The following is a 19,390-nucleotide window of genomic DNA, read 5'->3' on the forward strand; positions in this document are numbered from 1 at the left end:
GATCCAGCTTGCTGCCCGACGTGTGGCGGGGGGCGCCAGGTCCATCTATAAAACATTGACCACTATCAATCTCTCCTGCGTCATGCCGGTGCAGTCTTGGGGTTGTGGCTTATACCCGGACAGGAATCACATGAACGAAACCTTGGGCCTGGCAGGGGCGGCAGCTGCGCTGGGGATCGGCATGCTCGTCGGCCTTGAACGTGAACGGCACAAGGGGCGGGGGGACAGTCGCGCCTGTGCCGGATTGCGTACGTTCGCGATCACCGCGTTGCTGGGTTATGTGGCGATGCAAATCGGTGGTGGTTTGCTGGTGGGCATCATGGCGGTTTCGGTGGCCTTGCTGGTCACTGTGGCTTACTGGCGAAGCCTGGGCACTGACCCTGGTGTCACCAGTGAAGTGGCGTTATTCACGGTATTGGCATTGGGGGCGTTGTGTAACAGCGCGCCCGAACTGGCCATCGCCATTGGCGTGGTGGTGGCGGGGCTGCTGACGTATCGCCAAAAACTGCATCATTTTGCGCGCAGCCAATTGACTGAAGGGGAGATGCGCGACGGTCTGGTGCTGTTGGTCGCGGCCCTGGTGGTGTTGCCATTGGCGCCGGATCGCTTTATCGGCCCCTATGCCGCCATCAATCTGCGCACCATTTGCACCCTGACGGTGTTGCTGATGGCCGTCGGGGCGGTCGGGCATATTGCCGTTCGTACCCTGGGTGCCCGTTACGGCTATGTGGTCAGCGCCATCGCCTCCGGGTTTGCTTCCAGCATCGCGACCATCGCCGCGATGGGGCACCTTGTCGCCAAGGAGCCAGGCAACATCAAAGTCTTGAGTGCGGCAGCGATGCTGTCCAACCTGGCGACCATCATTCAGGTCGGCCTGATCCTGGGGGCGGTCGACATCGGTCTATTGCGCTACATGTGGGGGCCGCTGTTGTTGGGTGCCGCCGCCACGGCGCTGTATGGCTTGAGCCTGATGTTGCCCAAACCTGCGAGTGGCGACAATCAGCCGGTCAAGGTCGGCGGTGCGTTCAACCTCAAGCTGGCGTTGGTCATCGCACTGACCATGACCGGCGTTACCTTTGTGTCTTCGATGGTGCTCAATCACTTTGGCGAAGTGGGCGTGATGGTCACGACGACGCTCACCGGTTTCGCCGATGCCCATTCTTCGACGGCGTCCATTGGCGCCCTGGCCAAGGCCGGACTGTTGCCGTTCGACGCCATTGCCGGGCCCACGCTGGTTGCCATCAGCAGTAACTCCCTGAGCAAATGCCTGGTGGCCTGGGTCAGTGGTGGGCGACGGTTCGCCGCGTATGTCATTCCCGGCCAGGTCTTGCTGACGTTGGCGATGTGGGTGGGCATGTTGCTGCATTAACGGGCATCCGAGCGCTGTAGCTGATAAAGATCAAGTCGCCCGAATCTGCCGCGATCACTCTAGGGTTCTACTCATTGCATCGAGATGGCCGCGTGCCGAGGTGTCCCATGTCGCAGACTCAGCGTTTACTGTTGATCGCCCCCCATTCCATGACCCGTACTCCGGCGTTCGACCGGGCCGCCGCGTTGGCCCGCGCGATGCAATCGCCGCTGCACATCGTGGCATTCGATTACTTGCAGGCCTTGGCCGTCGCCGGCCTGTTCGCCCCCGAGCAAATTGCCCAGGCCCGGGAAGGCTATTTGCAAACCCATCGGCAATGGCTTGCCGAGCAAGCCCATTTGATAAGCAAGCACGGCGTCGAGGTCACCAGCGAGGTGGTGTGGGTACAGCACCCTTACGAGGAGATCCTGCAATTCGTCAACGAGATGTCGCTGAGTCTGATCATCAAGGACGCCCAGGAAGAGTCGGCGTTGAAACGGGTATTTTTCACCCCGCTGGACTGGCAGTTGTTGCGCGATTGCCCGGTGCCGGTGCATCTGGTGACCAACGCCCGGAACGCGCGGCCACGTAACGTGCTGGCCATCGTCGATGTGCTGCGCAGCGAAGAGCAGGACCTGGTGTTCAATGACCAGATTATCGACGCCGCCACCAAGCTGGCTGAACAGTGTGAGGCGCAGATCGAGTTGGTGCATGCGTATGACTGGACAGCCGTGTATGCCCTGGACATGGGCGTTGGCGCACTCCCGTTGGCTTCCGGTCTTTACGAAGCCATGGGCACGGCGCAACACCAGGCGTTCACGGCACTGGCCGAGCGTCACGGCGTGCCGTCGCAGCGTCGGCACTTCATCGAAGGTGCGCCAGTGCCGAGTATTTGCAAGTTCGTTGAGGACCATCACACCGATGTCATTGTGATGGGGACGGTGCAGCACTCGGGGTTGAACAAGCTATTGGGGACCACTGCCGAACAGCTCTTGCACCGGGCCCCTTGCAGTGTGCTGGCGATCAAACCCGACAGGTCGTTGTAACCCTGAACGTAGACTTGCCCCACGGCGGACCGTTGGCCGGTACGTCGTGGGGCAATCGGCTTTTATGACATATACAGACGATGGATGACCTGACGGCTGTCGTTGGGGTCATTGTGCCGCTCGAAACCCAAGGCTTTGGCCAGGTCGCGCATGGGGGTATTGCTTGCGGCATCGATCGAATACATCTGATTAAAACCGTTTCTGCGGGCGGCCTTGATCAGATGCTCCATCAAGGCGGTGCCGAGGCCCAGATGCTGCCATTCATCGGCGACTGTCACCGCGCACTCACACTCATGTTCCGACGTGGCGGCGTAGCGGCTGATGCCGATTTCGATCAATTTGCCGTTTTCGTGAACCAGCGCGATGTAAGCCATGCGCTGTTTGTTATCGGTGTCCATCAACTGATCGAGCATGGCGGCACCGGGCTCGTTGATCTGCGCGAGAAAACGCATGTGCCGGGACTCGGGCGACAGGCGCTTGATGAAGGCGTATTCAAGTTCGCGGTCCTTTTCCAGCAGTGGCCGGATCAGCACATGGCGGCCGTCCTTGAGCGCTTCGATCCAGTATTTTCCGGGGACTGCGGCATAGGCGGCCGCGGCCCGATCATTATGGTCTTTGACAGTGAGCATGGATGATCCTCCATCTTGTTTGAAAGGTCGGTGCGTATTCACCCATCACGCGGTTGATTCCTTTCTACGCCACTGGCAGCCCTTGAATCTGATCTGGATCAGACACCCGTCACGAGGGCGTTCATTTGCGGGTATTTGATGTAAATCAACCTCGGGGAGGGGGCAACGAGCGCAGTCTTGGCCCATGCCGGCGGGTAAGGGACCGGTTTCGAGCGGAGGTGTGAGATGGGGCAATATCAACGTTTGTTACTGATCGCCGACCGGACCCTGCATCAGTCTCCTGCCTTGCTCCGGGCCGTCGCGCTGGCCAAGGCGAGCGGGGCCGCGCTGGATGTGCGGGCCTTTGTCGATCCGGCACCGATTGTTCATTTATGGGAAGAAAAAATCGACGAGGCGGGGTATCAGCGTTATTTGCGCCACTGTCATCGTTGGGTGGCCGACGAGGTCGAGCGGCTCAGCGGGCAGGGCGTGGACGTAACGGTTGAAGCGGTCTTCACCACCCATCCGCTGCTGGATATTTTGAAGACAATCGAAGACCTCAAGCCCGACCTGCTGATCAAGGATGTCACCCTGGAACCGGCGCTCAAACGGGTGTTCATCACTCCGCTCGATTGCCATCTGCTGCGCGAATGCACGATCCCCGTGCACCTGGTCAATCAGGTCCGTTACGGGTTGCCGCACCGGGTCGTGGCCGCCGTGGACCCGTTCGATCCGGAGACGCAAATCAGTGGCCTGAACGACACCATCATCCAGACGGCCAACGCACTGGCGCTGCAATGCGATGCACCGCTGCACCTGCTGTACGCCTACGACTTGTCGCCGGCGTTCAATGGCGATGCGCCGCTGATCGCCGGTGGCTGGGGCATGGACTTCGTCGAGGAGTTGCGCGAATCCCTGCACCGGGCGTTTATCACCCTGGCGGATCGCTACGGCGTTCCTCCCGAGCGTCGGCACTTTGTCATGGGCCTGCCGGTGCCGGTGATCAGCGAGTTTGTCGAGCAATACCTGGCGGATGTGGTGGTGATGGGCACGGTGCATCGCGTGGGGATCGACCGGTTGATTGGCAGCAACACCGAGCGGGCGTTGTACTCGGTACCGGGCAGCATTCTGGCGGTCAGGCAGCCGGGTTCGAGCGTCGCGCGGTAAGCCGATCGCTGGCCGGCCATTAGTTGATAAAAATCAGAGCCGCCTGGCGAGAGCCCCCCGATACTTGAGCCACAACCTGAAGCTATCCAGATGAGGTGGGTGAGGGTGAAAATTCAACGTTTGCTATTGATTGCCCCGACCGAAATGGTCCGCACCCCGGCGTTCGATCGGGCGCGGGCCCTGGCCTGTGCAACCGGTGCGATGCTGCACATTGTCGCTTTCGATTATGTCCAGGCGCTGGCGGCGGCCGGCCTGTTTGATCACGACGCCATGGCCCAGGCGCGGGAAGGTTACTTGCAGGTACATCGTCAATGGCTGGAGCAGCAAGCCCGGTTTCAACGACGCGAAGGCGTGCAAGTGAGCACTGAAGTGGTGTGGGCCAGACCGACCCTGGCGCATCTGCTGGAGTACGTGAATGACTTCCATGCAGACCTGGTGATCAAGGACACCCACCGCGTATCAGCGCTCGATCGCGCCTTCCATCGGCCCCTGGACTGGCAGTTGCTGCGCGACTGTCCGGCGCCCTTGCACCTGGTCATCGATGCCACAAATCCCAAGCCGTTGAGCATACTGGCGACCATCGACTTGTCCCATCTGGAGGAACTGACCCAGGGGCTCAATGACCGGATTCTCGACCTGGCTTCGAGCCTGGCCGAATCTTGCGGCGCCACCTTGCACCTGCTCAATGTCAGCGGCTGGTCGGAGCTGGGCGAGGCTGAAATGAACGTGCCGACCGCGACACTGGGCGGCAGTTTGAGAGACGCGGTCAGCGATGCTCAGCTGGAGGCCTTTGAGGCGCTTGCCGACCGCTACGGAGTCGAGAAACAACGGCGCCATCTGCTGCCTGGCATCCCTCCCAAGGTCATTGCCCATTTCGCGCAACAACATGCCTTCGACATGGTGGTGCTGGGAACGACCTACCATCGCGGGATCGATATGTTCATCGGCAGTACGGCGGAAAGCGTATTGAACCGGTCGCCTTGCAGCCTGACGATCATCAAGCCATTGCCCCGGCTCGACAGAGAAGATGAACCAGTGTGACCTCGATTGATAAAAATCAACTGCCCACAAGCGCAAAGGAGCGATCAATAGTGCTCCATGAATGCTCAAGGAAACGGCCATGCGAATGACATTTCTCGGTGCTGCGGGCACGGTCACGGGTAGCAAGTATTTGCTGGAACATCGCGACCAGCATGTGCTGATCGATTGCGGTCTGTTCCAGGGCTATAAACAACTGCGCTTGCACAACTGGGACCCGTTCCAGTTGCCGGTTCGCGACCTCGAAGCCATTGTGCTGACCCACGCTCATCTGGATCACAGCGGCTACCTGCCGGTATTGGTACGCAATGGTTATCGTGGCCCTGTATATGCCACGCCAGCCACCTGTGAATTGGTGAAAATCCTGCTGTGCGACAGCGGCCGCTTGCAGGAAGAAGAGGCCGAGTTCGCCAATCGCCATGGCTTCTCCAAACACTCTCCGGCCTTGCCGCTGTACACCGAGCAAGACGCCGAGCGGGCATTGAAATTGCTGCGGCCGGTGCAGTTGCACCACCGGGTCGACATTGTCCCGGGGATGAGCATTCTGTTGCGCGGTGCCGGGCATATTCTGGGCGCAGCGACCGTGGAAGTCGTCGCCGATGGCATGACCCTGGTGCTCTCCGGGGATCTGGGGCGGCCGAACGATCCATTGATGTTTGCCCCGGAGACGATCGAGCAGGCCGATTATCTGCTGGTGGAGTCGACCTATGGTGACCGTCGGCATCCCGACGAGCCCCCGGAGGATCAACTGGCCGAGGTCATCACCCGTACCGCGCTGCGCCACGGCATCACGCTGGTGCCATCGTTCGCGGTCGGTCGCGCGCAGTTGCTGATGTATCACCTGTATCGCTTGCAACAAAAACGCGCGATTCCCGACCTGCCGATCTACCTCAACAGCCCCATGGCCACCGACGTCACACGCTTGTACCAGCGCTTTCGCAGTGAACACCGGTTGTCCCTGGAAGAGTGCGAAGGCATGTGCCGTGTCACGCGTTTTGTGCGCTCAACCAGAGATTCCATCGAGCTGGACCAGCAGCGCACACCCGCGGTGATCATCGCCGCCAGCGGCATGGCCACTGGCGGGCGGGTGCTGCACCACCTCAAGGCGCTGGCGCCCAACCCGCTCAATACGCTGCTGGTGCCGGGCTTTCAGGCGGGCGGCACCCGCGGCGCGCAGATCATCGCAGGCGCCCCGTCGGTACGTATTCACGGCAAAGACGTGCCGATCCGCGCCGAAGTGGTGCCGATGGAAACCCTGTCCGCACACGCCGACTGCGATGAAATCATGCTGTGGTTGCGCGGCTTCAAGCGGCCGCCGAAACACACCTATGTGGTACATGGCGAACCCAATGCTTCGGATGTGTTGCGCCGGCGAATCAGCCTGGAGCTGGGCTGGTCGGTCTCGGTGCCGGAGTACCGCGACAGCGTGGACCTGACGGGGTCTCTTTAGTGCTCTGGCCACTATAGAAAAGGGGCTCTAAAAAAAGCCCCTGGCCGATTTGTTTCGCCACGCGAGCCGTCTATTTCGAGAACTTTCGTGCCCCGGCCACGCAAAGAATCACCGCCACGGTCACCCCCAGCATGGCAACGCTGACCTGCTCGTGCAGCAACGTGGCCGCCAGTGCCAGGCCAAAAAACGGCTGCAGCAACTGAAGCTGGCCGACGGCGGCAATCCCGCCCTGAGCCAGCCCGCGGTACCAGAACACAAAGCCAATCAACATGCTGAACAGCGACACGTAAGCCAGGCTCAACCACGCAGGCGGGGTAATTGCCGAGAGCGAAGGCGGGGCCAGCAACCAGGTCAGCGGCGCCATGACGGGCAGCGACAGCACCAGCGCCCAGGAAATCACCTGCCAGCCTCCCAGAGTCTTGGAAAGCTTCGCACCTTCGGCATAGCCCAACCCGCACGCCAGGATCGCCAGCAACATCAGAACGTCCCCCGCAGGAGAGGCCGTCAGGCCTTGGGAGACGGCAAACCCCACCACCAGCAGGCTGCCCAGCACCGAGAAGAACCAGAACACCGGCCGGGGCCGCTCGCCGCCGCGCCAGACCCCGAACGCTGCGGTGGCGAGCGGCAACAGGCCAACGAAGACGATGGAGTGCGCAGACGTTACATATTGCAGCGCCAGTGCGGTCAACAGCGGAAACCCTAATACAACGCCCAGGGCCACGATGGCCAGGGAGAGCAGCTGATGCCTGGCCGGGCGTTTTTCCTTGAACAGCAACAGCAAGCACAGCGCCACAAGGGCAGCGATACTGGCCCGGGCGACCGTCAGGAAGACCGGGTCGAACTGTAGAACGGCCACCCGTGTCGCCGGCAGCGAGCCGCTGAAGATGAGCACGCCGATGAACCCGTTGAGCCATCCGCTCGCGGTCTTTTCCGTGGTGTGCTGTTGCAGGTTCGATGTGCGTTCCATTCTGGATCCCCTTCATGCTCAGGTTGCATGGAAGGCATCGTATGGACGAAACTCAATACAATCAAAATATTGTCATGGATACATCTGCTCATGCCTCGTTCCCGCTACAAATCACTGGTGGATACGTTTGCCGCGGATATTCGCTCAGGGCGCCTGTTGCCGGGCACACGCTTGCCGACTCACCGTCAGTTGGCGACCACGGAAGGCCTGGCCCTGGTGACGGCAAGCCGGGTCTATGCGGAGCTGGAAGCCATGGGCCTGGTCAGCGGGGAGACGGGGCGGGGGACGTTCGTCAGGGAAACCTCATGGTCGCCCAACCAGGCTATCGATCAACACAGCGTTGCCGCCGGCATGACCGACCTGAACTTCAACTATCCGGCGCTTCCCGGGCAGGCCGAATTGTTGCGCAATGCCCTGCGTCAGCTCGCCTCGGCAGGTGATCTGGAAGCGTTGCTGCGCTACCAGCCACACGCCGGGCGACCCCATGAGCGCGCCGCCGTGGCGCGCCATCTGCGCGTTCGAGGGCTGACGGTCGAGGCTGAGCAAGTGCTGATCGTCACCGGCGCCCAGCAAGGGCTGGCGGTGACGATGATGGCGCTGTTGCAACCCGGTGACGTGATTGCCGCGGACGCGTTGACCTACCCGGGGTTCAAGGCCCTGGCCGACACGCTGCACCTTGAAATTGTGCCCATTCCGGTGCTCGATCACGGGCCTGATCTGCAAGCGCTGGAAAGCCTGTGCCGGCATCGACGCGTGCGGGCCGTGTACACGATGCCGACCCTGCACAATCCGTTGGGCTGGGTGATGAGTGCCGAGCAACGGGAACACCTGGTGACGATTGCGCGCCAGCATGGGCTGCTGATCATTGAAGACGCCGCTTACGCCTTTCTCGCGGAGAATCCGCCCGCACCGCTGGCGGTACTCGCCCCCGAGAGGACGATTTATGTGTCAGGGCTCTCCAAAAGCGTGGCCACCGGACTGCGCGTCGGCTTCGTCGCCGCCCCCCTGCAGAACGTGCCCGCGCTGGAGCGCACAATCAAAGCGACCACCTGGAATACCCCGGGTGTGATGACGGCGATTGCCACCACCTGGCTTGACGACGGCACCGTCATGCAACTGGAAGCCGAAAAGCGCCGGGACGCGCAGGCCCGGCAAATCGTGGCCGGCGAGGTACTGGCGGGGCTGCGCTGTATTCGCCACCCCTCGTCGTATTTTCTTTGGCTGCCATTGTCGGAAGACGCACGGGCCGACCAGATCGCCATGGCGTTGATGCGGGAAAACGTCTCGGTTTCAACCGCCGAACCGTTTGCCACATCGGCCAACGTTCCACATGCGTTTCGCCTGGCGCTGGGCTCCGTGGAGATGGGGGCGCTCAGGGAGGCGCTGGAGAAAGTGAAGTGGGTGGTTGGGGCTTATACATAGTCTCGTTATTACCGAACAGTATGTGCCTACGCCGTAGTGGTCGGTAGAGAGCCTTTATTCCAACAACTAGCGCATTACAATCTCACTGAATTTGACGGTAAGCGTCTCATCATTCCCATCTCGAAACACCAACTTGATCGCTGGTGTTTTGCTGAGTTTGCTGTTGCTCTGCTGGAAGATCAGCGTAACGCGTGTAGGTACGTTGCGAATCAGCTGAAAGCGCAGCCAGGCGTTGTCCTCGACCTGGCCCACCCGGATCGACTCGAACTTCAGTGGACCGCCAGACTCGTCGAATAGCCGGGTGCCGTCGTCGAAGCGAAAGCTGCGGTCTACGTTCAGATTGGTCAGTTCAAAAGTGCAGGTGGGCAGACGGCCGATGTTCTCGCAACCCTCCAGTTCGATGCGAATGTTATCCAGCACTTCCATGCGTTTGCCGAGCAGGTTGTTGCCTTCGTTTTCGACTATTTTGGCTTGCAGTTTGGCGAACTCGAAAGAGGGCTTGGCGTATTCGGTGCCTAGGATGAAGAAGCCGAAAGACAAGCCGGCGATCATGAAAAACTGCAACGCGCCGCGGAGCATCGGCGTGAAATTACGAATCTGCCAGCCAATTGAAACGGCTCCCAGAAATATAAATGCACTCACCAGCAGGACCACGTTTTTCCAGCTGATGAAGCTGAAACCGAACACGCTCGGGTCCGGCACGGCATAGGTGATTAACGCCCACATGGCGCCCAGCACGACGCTGAGGCCTGCCATGCCGCGGGTGATCAACGAGGTGAATTTCTGAGTGCGGGTAAGCGGTATTGCTGAGTCTTGCTGGGATATCACGGTGCTGATTCCTTGTTCCGTAGCCGATCGTCCGTCCTTGAAGGTGACTGTCAGGCTGTAGCAATATAAAACCTTGAGAAATCAAGGTCAGAGCCTGGTTGTGGCAGGGGGCCATTATCCAGTAATGGCAGGCTGGGTAAAGACGTGGGAGCACCAATCACGAGTAGGTGAATGGCTCAAGAAAAATTTGCGGATCAATCCAGAGTCTTAAACCATAAGGAATGACTGAATAGCCGTCGTAGCGACCCGAGAAGGTATTAGACGCAGCGAACTCTAAAAAACGACCACGTTTATCGTTAACGACGCGTATACCCGGGCAATCGAGCATTGAGTACCGCACTATTGGGTTTGGTAGCGGAGCCGCCCACAGCTGGACTTCAACATCGCAATCAAATTGCCAAATGGTCAATTGCAGTCTGACAGCGCCCTGTTCGACGATGTACTGGTGCGAGATCCCGGACTCTCCTTCAGAAGGAGCAACCCCAAGTACGTTGAAAAGGTCAAACGGGTCCCATATCAACGGTGGCATTGCACTTTCCTTTATCGAAGAGCAGTTCGGGTTGTTTCACGCCCCATCGAGCCCAAATTTTTTGGAGTCCAGGCGTCGTTGTCAGCGTTATCTACAATGGGGTTCCTGGACTCCGAATACCTCATCCATCACTGGTCGATCATGGGTTAGTAAAAAACGCTGATGTTTCTGATACAGCTGCGCCAGGGCAGTCCTGTTCGGTCCGACGACATCCATGCCGCGATCATCGTAGGGAAATGCCATAACCTGCAGGTTCAGGTTGAAAAAGTAGATGTCACAAAACGGGCGGGGCCGAATGTCTCCAATGTCCTTCGCCAATGCACACCATAGAAAGTTCTGAAGTAGCGACAATAGGGCATGAAAGGCGACATTTGCCCAATGCTCTTCTTCATGTTCATTAAACCAATTGTCCGGATGAATGGGGTTAAGCCATCGGGAATGATTCGAGGGGATCTTGATACCGGCCGCCCGAAGCTCCGCTAGAACAGGTCGGTGTGCAAATGGATTTGCTCCGGAACGAACACGAAGACAGACAACGAGCGATCCTTCCTCGGAGAATATGTCCCCGCAAATGCACCGTGCTTTTTGAAGCGCCAGGAGAAACTGTTCAATGGCAGTTCCCTTTTCGGAAAGGCTGAATCGCAAACCTCCCGGGTAGGAATAGAACAGTGGCCGTTCGAAGGCTTTTCTTTCGAAAACCTCGTCAATTTCACGCTGTAGGTTCACTACTTTACGGTCCTTCGTAAGAGGAGTTAGTAAAAGGGAGTCGGCGGCCAAGAGCACAACTTTAGGCACATCGGGCTTTCCGGCGAGTCCAAAGACCCGTGGGGCCGGGCTTTTGAGGAGCAGGGGCTCTGCTGGGCTGGAATAACCCTCGAATATTTGCTTAAGTCCAGCTATCGCAGCCACACGGGTGCTGCACTTCAATCCCTGAAGGGCATTCCACCCGGAGAATTCCATGTCTCTTCGATTCCCGCGTTTAGCCGCATTGCTCGCCATCCTCACGATCGGCGTCTTGCCCTGTGCCCAAGCCGTTGAATACACCCGGGTCAACACCACCGCCAGCAAGATCTCCTTCACCTATAACCAGTTCGGCTCCAGGGTGTACGGCACCTTCGGCAAATTCGACGCCACGCTCGATTTCGACACGGCAAACCCCACGGCGGCCCACGCCAGGATGACCATCGACCTTGCCAGCATCGATGCCGGCAGCAGCGATGCCAATACCGAGCTGCAAAAGCCTGCCTGGTTCAACACGGCGGACTATCCGGTGGCGACCTTTGAATCGACCCGGGTGAAAGCGCTGGGCAATCAACGCTATCTGATCACCGGCAAACTTAACCTCAGGGGTATGACGCGCGAGTTGCAGGTGAAGGTGCTGTTGAAGCCGGAGCAGGCCATCGGGATTTTCGATGGCAACATCATTCTCAAACGCAGTGACTTCAAGATCGGGGAGGGGGAGTGGGCCGATACGGTGGTCTCCAACGACATCGACATCCGCTTCCGCATCGTCGCGCCGCAGCGTTGATTTTCCTGCGAGGGGCTCGATCTGTGACAATGGCCGGGCTGATGTTCAGTAAGCCTTGATCCGGAGTCAGAAACGCAATGCCCCAGCTCACCCACTTTGCCACTCCATGCCCGGAGCCCATCAACAGCCAGATTCTGCAGATGGTCGTCGACAACCTGACCGACATCAGCATGGTAGGCATCGCGCCGAGCAACCCGTTGTACAACGTCTATCAATACGCGGTGGGCTATGAGGTTCATCTCTACCTGGAAGCGCTCGGCGGCGCCAAAGGCATTGCGGTCGAATTGATCGTCGCCATGGATGATGAAGATCCCGAGAAGGTCATCGGGTTTTTGCTGTACCTGCCGGTCAAGGACGATCCCGAGGCCTGCGGCGTGGCGTACATGGCGGTGCAGGCCAGTCACCGGCGACAGGGTGTCGCGCGGGCGATGCTGCAAGATATGCTCGGTCGCTACCCCCATGCCGAGTTGACATGCACCGTCGCCAAAGTGCCCTGGTTCGAGTCGATGGGCTTTCAAGTGCTGGGCGTGCGCGGCACTCAGGTGCTGATGAACACCCGGGATCACGCCACTGAAGGCCTGATGGGCCTGTTGGATGTCACCTCGATCTACAGTTCTTTGGAGGTGCGGCAGATACATACGTATCTGCTGCAAAAACACGGCAAGCGGGCAATGATCGATGCGGAAAAGCAACGCGACCGGCATCTCGACCAAATGACGCGCAACGCCAAGGCGTTTGTGCTGGATCGTTTGAGCAAAAACGCCGAGCGCGGGCCTCGTCCCGTCTAGACTGTCGAGTCCTTTCGGCGCGCAGGCTGGCCGAGGCGTGATATTCTGTCGCATTAACTTGGTTTGACTTATTCGGTTCGTACGTCCACAGACGTGCGACAGAATCAATGTCGCTCAAGTAGCTGAGCCAATAATGATAAGAAGTCAGTGCACGAGGGACATATAACTGAGGTCGATGGAGACACGTCGGCCTTGTGTGCCCACCTTCAAATCTTTCTGAATGCAGAAACCCGCGGCACGCTGCCTGCGTACCCGTGAACCTGGGTTGCTCATGAATGAAGGTTGGAGGCGGATGGCGTTTATCATAGGTGCTACAAATGTTTAAGAAACTGAACACAGCCCTGCTGGGGCTGGCTTTGTCGATGGGGATCACGTCCGCTTACGCGGAGGCAAAGAAAGTCGATGTGCTGCTCATTGGCGGCGGCATCATGAGTGCAACGCTGGGTGTATGGCTCAATGAGCTGGAACCCGACTTGTCGATGGAAATGGTAGAGCGCCTCGATGGCGTCGCCCTGGAAAGCTCCAACGGCTGGAACAACGCCGGTACCGGTCACTCCGCCCTGGCCGAGTTGAACTACACCCCGGAAGACGAGAATGGCAAAGTTCAGATCACGAAAGCCGTTGAAATCAACGAAGCCTTCCAGATCTCCCGTCAGTTCTGGGCCTGGCAAGTTCAGCAAGGCGTGCTGAAGAACCCGCGTTCGTTCATCAACTCCACTCCGCACATGAGCTTTGTGTGGGGCGATGACAACATCAAGTTCCTGAAGAAGCGCTACGAAGCCCTGCAAGCAAGCCCGCTGTTCGCCGGCATGCAGTACTCCGAAGACCCGGCAGTGATCAAGAAATGGGTTCCGCTGATGATGGAAGGGCGTGACCCGAACCAGAAAGTCGCGGCCACCTGGAGCCCGCTCGGTAACGACATGAACTTTGGCGAGATCACCCGCCAGTTCGTCGCGCACCTGCAAACCACGCCGAAGTTCGACTTGAAGTTGTCTAGCGAAGTGCAAGACATCACCAAGAACGCAGACGGCAGCTGGCGCGTCAGCTACAAAAACCTGAAAGACGGCACCAAAACCGAAACCGACGCCAAGTTCGTGTTCATCGGCGCGGGCGGCGGTGCACTGCACCTGCTGCAGAAGTCCGGCATTCCTGAAGCTCAGGAATACGCAGGCTTCCCGGTTGGCGGCTCGTTCCTGGTCACCGATAATCCGGCCATCGCCGAACAACACCTGGCCAAGGCCTACGGCAAAGCCTCCGTTGGCGCACCGCCAATGTCGGTTCCGCACCTGGACACCCGTGTCCTGGACGGCAAGCGCGTCATCCTGTTTGGCCCATTCGCGACCTTCAGCACCAAGTTCCTCAAAGAAGGCTCGTACCTGGACCTGCTGAGCACCACCACCACGCACAACGTGTGGCCAATGACCCGCGTCGGCATCAAGGAATACCCACTGGTCGAGTATCTGGCAGGCCAACTGATGCTGTCTGACGAAGACCGCATGAATGCCCTGAAAGAATACTTCCCGAATGCCAAAGCCGAAGACTGGCGCCTGTGGCAAGCCGGCCAGCGCGTGCAAATCATCAAGCGTGATGAAGCCGCCGGTGGCGTGCTGAAGCTGGGTACCGAAATCGTTGCTTCCGCTGACGGCACCATCGCCGGCCTGCTGGGCGCATCGCCAGGCGCATCGACTGCCGCACCGATCATGCTGACCGTGCTGCAGAAAGTGTTCAAGGACAAGGTTGCCACCCCAGCCTGGCAGGAAAAACTGCACCAGATCGTGCCAAGCTATGGCACTCAGCTGAACAACAGCCCTGAGAAAGTGGCTCAAGAGTGGGCTTACACCGCCAAGGTGCTGGAGCTGACTCCGCCGCCGGCGATTGGTCAGGTGGCGGCTCCTGCTGCTCCGGCTGAGAAGCCTAAGGCTGTGAAAGAGAATGCTGCGACGGATATGGCTCTGTAACTAGAGGCCCTGTCAAAAGCCCACTGAACCGGTGACGGTCAGTGGGCTTTTTTGTGTCTGCGAAGATATCGCCGATACAAAACGACACCCATGAAAACCGAAAGCAACCCAACCCCCGCATTACCCAAAAGCCAAATTGCAAAGTTCCGACTTTGGTCTGCCTCACTCTCGTAGAACGGCCCAAAGTAGCCAGACACTGTCACGAATATCAAATTAAACGCCCCAACGGCCAGGGCAACAACAAGGACGACGAACAATGCCCCTTTAACAATTTTCATATGACCTTCCAAAACCATATTTCCTTCGACTCGTGGTAGTCGGAGAAACTGCCCTCAATGGAAAAACCCAACTGAATACGAGGGTAGCTCAGCCAGTCCGTGAGTCTACGTCCGTTCCATAGATCAATATGATCGCCGCTGCGATTGCCGAAGGTCTCGTTCCCTCGACGCCAGAAATCCTTGAAGAAAATGATGCCTTGTTGCCCTTCAAGATCATCTTCGAAGTCCTTTGGCTTTATCTTTTTGATGGCGTGCAGCCCGGGTATTTTGGCTTGGCTTAACGCCTGCGCGATTTCTTCTGCTGCCGTCCCGGCGCGGCTGTATATCCGGTACGTGAAGCAGCATTGCCAGTCGCTCACCGTAACTTTGCCTTTGCCTTCTTCAAACATTCATCCATTGCTCTTTCTTGCACTGCTAATATCTTGTTTTGAGGTTGATAGAGTCCCGACACGGTTGTATATCCGGTACGTGATGCGGCATTGTCAGTCGCTCCCTGTAACTTTTCTTTTTCCTTCTTCAAACATTCATCCAATGCTCTTTCTTGCTCTGCCGATACATCGATTTGAGGTTGATGGTTTTCCGGGGTGGCTATATATCCACTGCTGTCATCATTGGGCTCATTGTTTTTAATGGCCCCATCCTTCAAGCGCTCCGATGAACTAGCTATTTCGCTTGAATTACTATCGTCTTTCTTGTTTTCAGTCGCAGCCTGGCTTGAGTTCTGACTGACAGTGTTGTCACTCGATGTCACGGTGTTTGCGGTGGGTGTATCACTAGCTTTATTAGATTTCAGAGGGTGGGCGGCGGGAGCGGAGACGGTGTCTAATTTAACTGTTGGCTTGTTTTTTTTCGTCGACTTATTGCTATTTTTTTGCGTTTTCTTGGCCATTGAAAAAGCAGAGTTCAGTTCTTTTTTGTTCTTGTGGATAAGACTGTCAATCGGCACGTAGCTAATAATTTGGTTGGGTTTTCTTTTGATATTTGAATTATAAAATTTCACTTGCTTCTGCGTTAGCTGGATGTCGGCAACAGGCGACAATCGAATGAGGCCAGAAATCGCCTCGCGAGCAATAGCATATGTCAGTTGATCAAGGCTGTAAGAAAAGCTATTGCTGGTTTTTGGTATGGCAGAGGGGGGCGCTATTAATTCAATGGCACTGTCATGCCTGGAGAGTATTTTTCCTGCCGCTAAATCTTTATATGTGTAAACAACATTGCATTTCGATCGAGTCCCGCCTCGGGCGTTGCTTATAGATACTGAAGATATTTCTGTGCTTATTTCAATGCGGCCGCTGTAATGTCCAAATTCGATAAAGCGATCACTGTTATGAATTTCTTTCTGGGTCGCATTCTTGATGGAATTTCCCCAGTTTGAAATTTGTAATTCACCTGGAAAGTTGTTGTCTGTATCTGTATTTTCTTTGGTTTTTATTTCTGCAGGAAGCACAATAACATCTACATTGTATGCAAGGTCATAATAGTCAATATCAGGAACAATGCTCTTGTTTCTTTCGCTTGAGACTTCTGAATAATTTCTTATGTTGGCACAACTCGTCACTCCGAAAAAGCTAAAAGCCAGCACGAGTAAGGCAGTTATTTTTTTTGTCGACATGTTACCCTCCCATAATTATTGATTAAGGGCTTGCGTTGTCGTTGACGCATAACAATGATTGGGCCGAATTCGGCGATAACGAAATAATAGAAGCCTCTAGATAACTCTGCGCTACCAATTCCGACTTTTTTAAAAGTCTATATAAATCATAGGCCTATATTTCACGCCCAACCCCTGAGCTGTAATCGCGCGACTTCTGTTTTTTGACGTCAATATCCTGTTGGGTCAGATTGATCCGCAGGAGTAGGTGAAGTTCAAGACGGTATCTACGGTCACCAACTGCCTGTGCTCAACCAGTTCAGGCATATAACTGGGAGCCATGAAGTCAAGGCTCACCACTGGTCTTTCTGATCATTCTTTCCTGGCAAGGGATCAGAGGACTGGCAGTCGTGTTCAAACTGAATGTCCGCCCCCCCCCAGAGAGATGAATCCGGTCCCATTATTCTGGCTTCAACAGCATCTCTACCCATCACCAACTACACTTTCTCCAGCCAGTCCGGGCAATCGTCCGGGGGCACACTCCAGGAGGAATCATGACAAGGAAAAATGTCTCCAGCCCTGAACCCTCAGCTAACGAAGCCAACGTGCTGTTGAGCCCGCCCGACATAGCTGCTCTCGCCGAGATATCCATCACTGATCCTGACAAAATGCACCCTGCGTGGATCAAGGAGCAGTTTCCCGAGTACGTGGACCCGCATGCAGGCCATGAGGCCAGGACGGTTCGCGAGATTAATCACAAAGGGCACGTTGTCCGGATCGTGACCACCTACCAGGTGGAGGTGGATGGGGCCCCGGTCCAGGCGCATCTGTTTGTGGACGATGCTGGACAGGTCCATACGCATGCCACTCCATTCGTTTCTTACGGATCGGCTCTCGATTTGATGACAGCGGTGATCGATGCCTATCCCGAGTCTTTCGCCAAGGGCAATGGCGACGGGGGAGAGCACTCCGACCATCCCGTTCACCATGATCACGGAGCACATCATGATCAGGTCTAATGCTGTCAAAGATCTCGCGGCGCTTCAGAAATACGTCGAAGGGGTGAAGCTGCTCAAGGATCCTGCGCTGAATCCCTGGCCTGGGCAGGCCAATCTCTCGATTTATGACTCCTTGGTGGCCTGGCACCACCGGGCCATGATGATTTCAACGCCTGCGGGGCAGATGGCCAGGAATGCTGCGCATGGAGGCCCATCATTTTTACCGTGGCATCGCTACTTTCTAGTGCGGCTGGAATCGTTGCTTCGCAAAGCGGTAAATGACCCACACTTTCGAATTCCATATTGGGACTGGAACACTGACGCGGAACTTCAGGACCCCAGGACATCAGTCATCTGGTCGAATCAGTACCTTGGACAGTTCGTGGACGGGAAGTGGCGGGTACGACTGATGGGTGATGGCCGCACCATGGAACTGGGCCGGGTAAACCGCCCCCTGGTGCGTTATCTGGGGGGAGGTGGGGCGCTGCCCAGCCGAGCCAATGTACGCAAGGTCATCCAGGAAAATACCCTGTATGACAAAGTGCCCTACGACGCGGCGCAATCCACCGGTGGTGCGCGCAACTACATCGAGGGATGGACTGGCAAAGAACGCATTCACAACAACGTCCATGTGTGGGTCGGCGGTGACATGGGGTTGTCGTCTTCGCCAAACGACCCGGTGTTCTTTCTGCATCATTGCAATGTCGACCGGCTCTGGGCGGCATGGCAAGCGAAGCATCCCGCCGCCGCTTACGTACCTGACGCAGCGGCTCCCGATACGCTCAAGTTCCATCGGATCGATGACCCGATGTACAGCCCTTTTCCGGAAAAGGTGACACCTCGAGATGTTCTGAATTACAGCCAGTACTACAAGTACGACACTTTGAGCGACCTGCTTTAGGCAGCATCAAGCGGGGGAGCCTCTAGTCATACTGAACGCCTGCTCTTGCAGACTCGTTTGTATCAACGCAGCCAATTGTCGGGGGGCAGGCGCCAAGTGTTCTGCCCCTCGATAAAGCACATAGCCGAGGGTCGGCAGCGGGGGTAGACCGGCAATCACGGCGAGATGCCCTGGCAGACCAATGCGGGTTCGCAACGTGAGGCCCAAACCGGCCGCAACGGCCGCCCAGATTCCACCAACGCTGGGGCTGGTCAGCGCGATTCGCCAGGGAATCCGCGCCTCATCCAGTGCCTGGGTGGCCGCGCTGCGCAACACGCAAGGGGCGTCGAACATGATCAATGGCAGGGGGGAATCGACAGAGCGGTTGATGGGGGGCGAGTCACGAGGCCCGATCCAGTGCATCTGCGTTTCACCCAGGTGCGTGGCATAGGGGGACTTGTGCCCTGTGTCCCAAGACAGGGCCAGGTCCAGGCCGCCGCTGTCGATCAATGCAAGCAGTTCGGCATTGCGCGCGATCCTGACTTCGAGGCTCACCATCGGGTACATCTTGACGTAGCGTCGCAGAATGTCGCTGAGAAAGTGTTCGCCAAAGTCTTCCTGAAGCCCCAGGCGTACCGTGGCGGCGGTCTGGCTTTCGTGCAGGGTCTGGAAAATGCTGTCGTTCAGTTCAAGCAGTCGGCGTGCATTGCTGAGCAGGGTTTCACCCACCGGCGTCAACACCAGCCCTCGACCGGATTTTGACAGCACTGGCGTGCCTACCTGTTCCTCAAGCTTCTTGAGTTGTGCGCTCACGGCAGACGTCGAGCGATTGAGCCGATCCGCCGCCTTGGCGAAGCTGTTGAACTCCACGCCGGTCACGAAAGTACGCAGCACATCAAGATCGAAGGTCGGACGGCGCATCGAATCATCCATTAATTCGGGACTAAGGCCGCTATTAAATCTGAT

20 protein-coding genes are annotated in these 19,390 nt (G+C 57.4%); 11 read left to right on the forward strand and 9 right to left on the reverse strand.

What is annotated here, in order from left to right; genetic code table 11:
- Positions 1-130: 130 nt before the first annotated feature.
- Both PGR6_RS09520 and PGR6_RS09525 read left to right on the forward strand, forming a co-directional pair.
- A complete protein-coding gene (locus PGR6_RS09520) occupies positions 131-1,369 on the forward strand; it encodes an MgtC/SapB family protein (protein ID WP_064616929.1) in 1,239 nt (412 codons plus the stop codon).
- A 107-nt stretch (positions 1,370-1,476) separates the two neighbouring features.
- On the forward strand, positions 1,477-2,394 hold the full coding sequence (locus PGR6_RS09525; RefSeq protein ID WP_018928182.1) for a universal stress protein: 918 nt from the start codon (positions 1,477-1,479) through the stop codon (positions 2,392-2,394).
- Between the two features lie 62 nt (positions 2,395-2,456).
- On the opposite strand, the gene PGR6_RS09530 is transcribed toward PGR6_RS09525, so the two are convergent.
- Positions 2,457-3,023, reverse strand: a complete 567-nt coding sequence (locus tag PGR6_RS09530; protein ID WP_064616930.1) for a GNAT family N-acetyltransferase — start codon at positions 3,021-3,023, stop codon at positions 2,457-2,459.
- A gap of 225 nt (positions 3,024-3,248) precedes the next feature.
- Between PGR6_RS09530 and PGR6_RS09535 the strand changes: the two genes are divergently transcribed.
- The 3 genes from PGR6_RS09535 to PGR6_RS09545 all read left to right on the forward strand — a co-directional run bounded on the left by PGR6_RS09535 (position 3,249) and on the right by PGR6_RS09545 (position 6,657).
- On the forward strand, positions 3,249-4,169 hold the full coding sequence (locus tag PGR6_RS09535; RefSeq protein WP_064616931.1) for a universal stress protein: 921 nt from the start codon (positions 3,249-3,251) through the stop codon (positions 4,167-4,169).
- Positions 4,170-4,274: 105 nt separating this feature from the next.
- On the forward strand, positions 4,275-5,210 hold the full coding sequence (locus PGR6_RS09540; protein WP_064616932.1) for a universal stress protein: 936 nt from the start codon (positions 4,275-4,277) through the stop codon (positions 5,208-5,210).
- Between the two features lie 79 nt (positions 5,211-5,289).
- Positions 5,290-6,657, forward strand: coding sequence for an MBL fold metallo-hydrolase RNA specificity domain-containing protein (locus PGR6_RS09545; RefSeq protein WP_237229597.1), 1,368 nt, complete (start codon positions 5,290-5,292; stop codon positions 6,655-6,657).
- A gap of 70 nt (positions 6,658-6,727) precedes the next feature.
- Here the strand turns inward: PGR6_RS09545 and PGR6_RS09550 are convergent, their stop codons facing one another.
- Positions 6,728-7,624: a DMT family transporter gene (locus PGR6_RS09550; protein WP_064616934.1), complete on the reverse strand. Its 897-nt coding sequence runs from the start codon at positions 7,622-7,624 to the stop codon at positions 6,728-6,730.
- Positions 7,625-7,714: 90 nt separating this feature from the next.
- On the opposite strand from PGR6_RS09550, the gene PGR6_RS09555 reads away from it, so the two are divergent.
- Positions 7,715-9,046: an aminotransferase-like domain-containing protein gene (locus tag PGR6_RS09555; protein ID WP_064616935.1), complete on the forward strand. Its 1,332-nt coding sequence runs from the start codon at positions 7,715-7,717 to the stop codon at positions 9,044-9,046.
- 66 nt (positions 9,047-9,112) lie between these two features.
- On the opposite strand, the gene PGR6_RS09560 is transcribed toward PGR6_RS09555, so the two are convergent.
- From PGR6_RS09560 to PGR6_RS09570, 3 genes are all read right to left on the reverse strand, one after another.
- The gene (locus PGR6_RS09560) at positions 9,113-9,874 is read right to left on the reverse strand and encodes a hypothetical protein (RefSeq protein ID WP_018928175.1); all 762 of its coding nucleotides are present in this window, start codon (positions 9,872-9,874) and stop codon (positions 9,113-9,115) included.
- Positions 9,875-10,031: 157 nt separating this feature from the next.
- Positions 10,032-10,403 (reverse strand): hypothetical protein, encoded by a 372-nt coding sequence (locus PGR6_RS30280; protein WP_018928174.1) that lies wholly within the window; start codon positions 10,401-10,403, stop codon positions 10,032-10,034.
- Positions 10,404-10,490: 87 nt separating this feature from the next.
- Positions 10,491-11,363, reverse strand: a complete 873-nt coding sequence (locus PGR6_RS09570; protein ID WP_237229600.1) for a DUF3885 domain-containing protein — start codon at positions 11,361-11,363, stop codon at positions 10,491-10,493.
- Here PGR6_RS09570 and PGR6_RS09580 point away from each other — a divergent pair.
- The 3 genes from PGR6_RS09580 to mqo all read left to right on the forward strand — a co-directional run bounded on the left by PGR6_RS09580 (position 11,362) and on the right by mqo (position 14,677).
- A complete protein-coding gene (locus PGR6_RS09580) occupies positions 11,362-11,931 on the forward strand; it encodes a YceI family protein (RefSeq protein WP_064616936.1) in 570 nt (189 codons plus the stop codon). The genes PGR6_RS09570 and PGR6_RS09580 overlap by 2 nt on opposite strands.
- Before the next feature lie 77 nt (positions 11,932-12,008).
- Positions 12,009-12,719, forward strand: coding sequence for a GNAT family N-acetyltransferase (locus PGR6_RS09585; protein WP_019649437.1), 711 nt, complete (start codon positions 12,009-12,011; stop codon positions 12,717-12,719).
- A 317-nt stretch (positions 12,720-13,036) separates the two neighbouring features.
- Positions 13,037-14,677 carry a malate dehydrogenase (quinone) gene (gene mqo, locus PGR6_RS09590; protein ID WP_064616937.1) on the forward strand — a complete coding sequence of 547 codons (1,641 nt, stop codon included), beginning with the start codon at positions 13,037-13,039 and terminating at the stop codon, positions 14,675-14,677.
- 38 nt (positions 14,678-14,715) lie between these two features.
- On the opposite strand, the gene PGR6_RS30345 is transcribed toward mqo, so the two are convergent.
- From PGR6_RS30345 to PGR6_RS09605, 3 genes are read right to left on the reverse strand one after another with little or no spacing between them, the layout of a single operon-like run.
- Positions 14,716-14,955 (reverse strand): hypothetical protein, encoded by a 240-nt coding sequence (locus PGR6_RS30345; protein ID WP_064616938.1) that lies wholly within the window; start codon positions 14,953-14,955, stop codon positions 14,716-14,718.
- Positions 14,952-15,344 carry a T6SS effector amidase Tae4 family protein gene (locus PGR6_RS09600; RefSeq protein WP_018928167.1) on the reverse strand — a complete coding sequence of 131 codons (393 nt, stop codon included), beginning with the start codon at positions 15,342-15,344 and terminating at the stop codon, positions 14,952-14,954. The genes PGR6_RS30345 and PGR6_RS09600 overlap by 4 nt, the downstream gene beginning before the upstream one ends.
- A complete protein-coding gene (locus PGR6_RS09605; protein WP_064616939.1) occupies positions 15,311-16,567 on the reverse strand; it encodes a hypothetical protein in 1,257 nt (418 codons plus the stop codon). Before PGR6_RS09605 ends, PGR6_RS09600 begins: the two co-directional genes overlap by 34 nt.
- Before the next feature lie 533 nt (positions 16,568-17,100).
- Here PGR6_RS09605 and PGR6_RS09610 point away from each other — a divergent pair.
- Together PGR6_RS09610 and PGR6_RS09615 are read left to right on the forward strand one after the other, a co-directional pair.
- Positions 17,101-17,565 carry a hypothetical protein gene (locus tag PGR6_RS09610; RefSeq protein ID WP_064616940.1) on the forward strand — a complete coding sequence of 155 codons (465 nt, stop codon included), beginning with the start codon at positions 17,101-17,103 and terminating at the stop codon, positions 17,563-17,565.
- The gene (locus PGR6_RS09615) at positions 17,552-18,445 is read left to right on the forward strand and encodes a tyrosinase family protein (RefSeq protein ID WP_018928164.1); all 894 of its coding nucleotides are present in this window, start codon (positions 17,552-17,554) and stop codon (positions 18,443-18,445) included. The genes PGR6_RS09610 and PGR6_RS09615 overlap by 14 nt, the downstream gene beginning before the upstream one ends.
- A gap of 6 nt (positions 18,446-18,451) precedes the next feature.
- Here PGR6_RS09615 and PGR6_RS09620 read toward each other — a convergent pair whose 3' ends face one another.
- On the reverse strand, positions 18,452-19,345 hold the full coding sequence (locus tag PGR6_RS09620; protein ID WP_064616941.1) for a LysR substrate-binding domain-containing protein: 894 nt from the start codon (positions 19,343-19,345) through the stop codon (positions 18,452-18,454).
- Positions 19,346-19,390: the final 45 nt, after the last annotated feature.

This window comes from Pseudomonas sp. GR 6-02 (assembly GCF_001655615.1).
Lineage (GTDB): Bacteria > Pseudomonadota > Gammaproteobacteria > Pseudomonadales > Pseudomonadaceae > Aquipseudomonas.

What these genes read in the sequence shown, in the direction of transcription:
- PGR6_RS09520 (WP_064616929.1), top strand. Translation starts at nt 131, where the DNA reads ATGAACGAAACCTTGGGCCTGGCAGGGGCGGCAGCTGCGCTGGGGATC.
- PGR6_RS09525 (WP_018928182.1), top strand. Translation starts at nt 1,477, where the DNA reads ATGTCGCAGACTCAGCGTTTACTGTTGATCGCCCCCCATTCCATGACC.
- PGR6_RS09530 (WP_064616930.1), bottom strand. Translation starts at nt 3,023, where the DNA reads ATGCTCACTGTCAAAGACCATAATGATCGGGCCGCGGCCGCCTATGCC.
- PGR6_RS09535 (WP_064616931.1), top strand. Translation starts at nt 3,249, where the DNA reads ATGGGGCAATATCAACGTTTGTTACTGATCGCCGACCGGACCCTGCAT.
- PGR6_RS09545 (WP_237229597.1), top strand. Translation starts at nt 5,290, where the DNA reads ATGCGAATGACATTTCTCGGTGCTGCGGGCACGGTCACGGGTAGCAAG.
- PGR6_RS09550 (WP_064616934.1), bottom strand. Translation starts at nt 7,624, where the DNA reads ATGGAACGCACATCGAACCTGCAACAGCACACCACGGAAAAGACCGCG.
- PGR6_RS09555 (WP_064616935.1), top strand. Translation starts at nt 7,715, where the DNA reads ATGCCTCGTTCCCGCTACAAATCACTGGTGGATACGTTTGCCGCGGAT.
- PGR6_RS30280 (WP_018928174.1), bottom strand. Translation starts at nt 10,403, where the DNA reads ATGCCACCGTTGATATGGGACCCGTTTGACCTTTTCAACGTACTTGGG.
- PGR6_RS09580 (WP_064616936.1), top strand. Translation starts at nt 11,362, where the DNA reads ATGTCTCTTCGATTCCCGCGTTTAGCCGCATTGCTCGCCATCCTCACG.
- PGR6_RS09570 (WP_237229600.1), bottom strand. Translation starts at nt 11,363, where the DNA reads ATGGAATTCTCCGGGTGGAATGCCCTTCAGGGATTGAAGTGCAGCACC.
- PGR6_RS09585 (WP_019649437.1), top strand. Translation starts at nt 12,009, where the DNA reads ATGCCCCAGCTCACCCACTTTGCCACTCCATGCCCGGAGCCCATCAAC.
- mqo (WP_064616937.1), top strand. Translation starts at nt 13,037, where the DNA reads ATGTTTAAGAAACTGAACACAGCCCTGCTGGGGCTGGCTTTGTCGATG.
- PGR6_RS30345 (WP_064616938.1), bottom strand. Translation starts at nt 14,955, where the DNA reads ATGAAAATTGTTAAAGGGGCATTGTTCGTCGTCCTTGTTGTTGCCCTG.
- PGR6_RS09600 (WP_018928167.1), bottom strand. Translation starts at nt 15,344, where the DNA reads ATGTTTGAAGAAGGCAAAGGCAAAGTTACGGTGAGCGACTGGCAATGC.
- PGR6_RS09605 (WP_064616939.1), bottom strand. Translation starts at nt 16,567, where the DNA reads ATGTCGACAAAAAAAATAACTGCCTTACTCGTGCTGGCTTTTAGCTTT.
- PGR6_RS09610 (WP_064616940.1), top strand. Translation starts at nt 17,101, where the DNA reads ATGACAAGGAAAAATGTCTCCAGCCCTGAACCCTCAGCTAACGAAGCC.
- PGR6_RS09615 (WP_018928164.1), top strand. Translation starts at nt 17,552, where the DNA reads ATGATCAGGTCTAATGCTGTCAAAGATCTCGCGGCGCTTCAGAAATAC.
- PGR6_RS09620 (WP_064616941.1), bottom strand. Translation starts at nt 19,345, where the DNA reads ATGCGCCGTCCGACCTTCGATCTTGATGTGCTGCGTACTTTCGTGACC.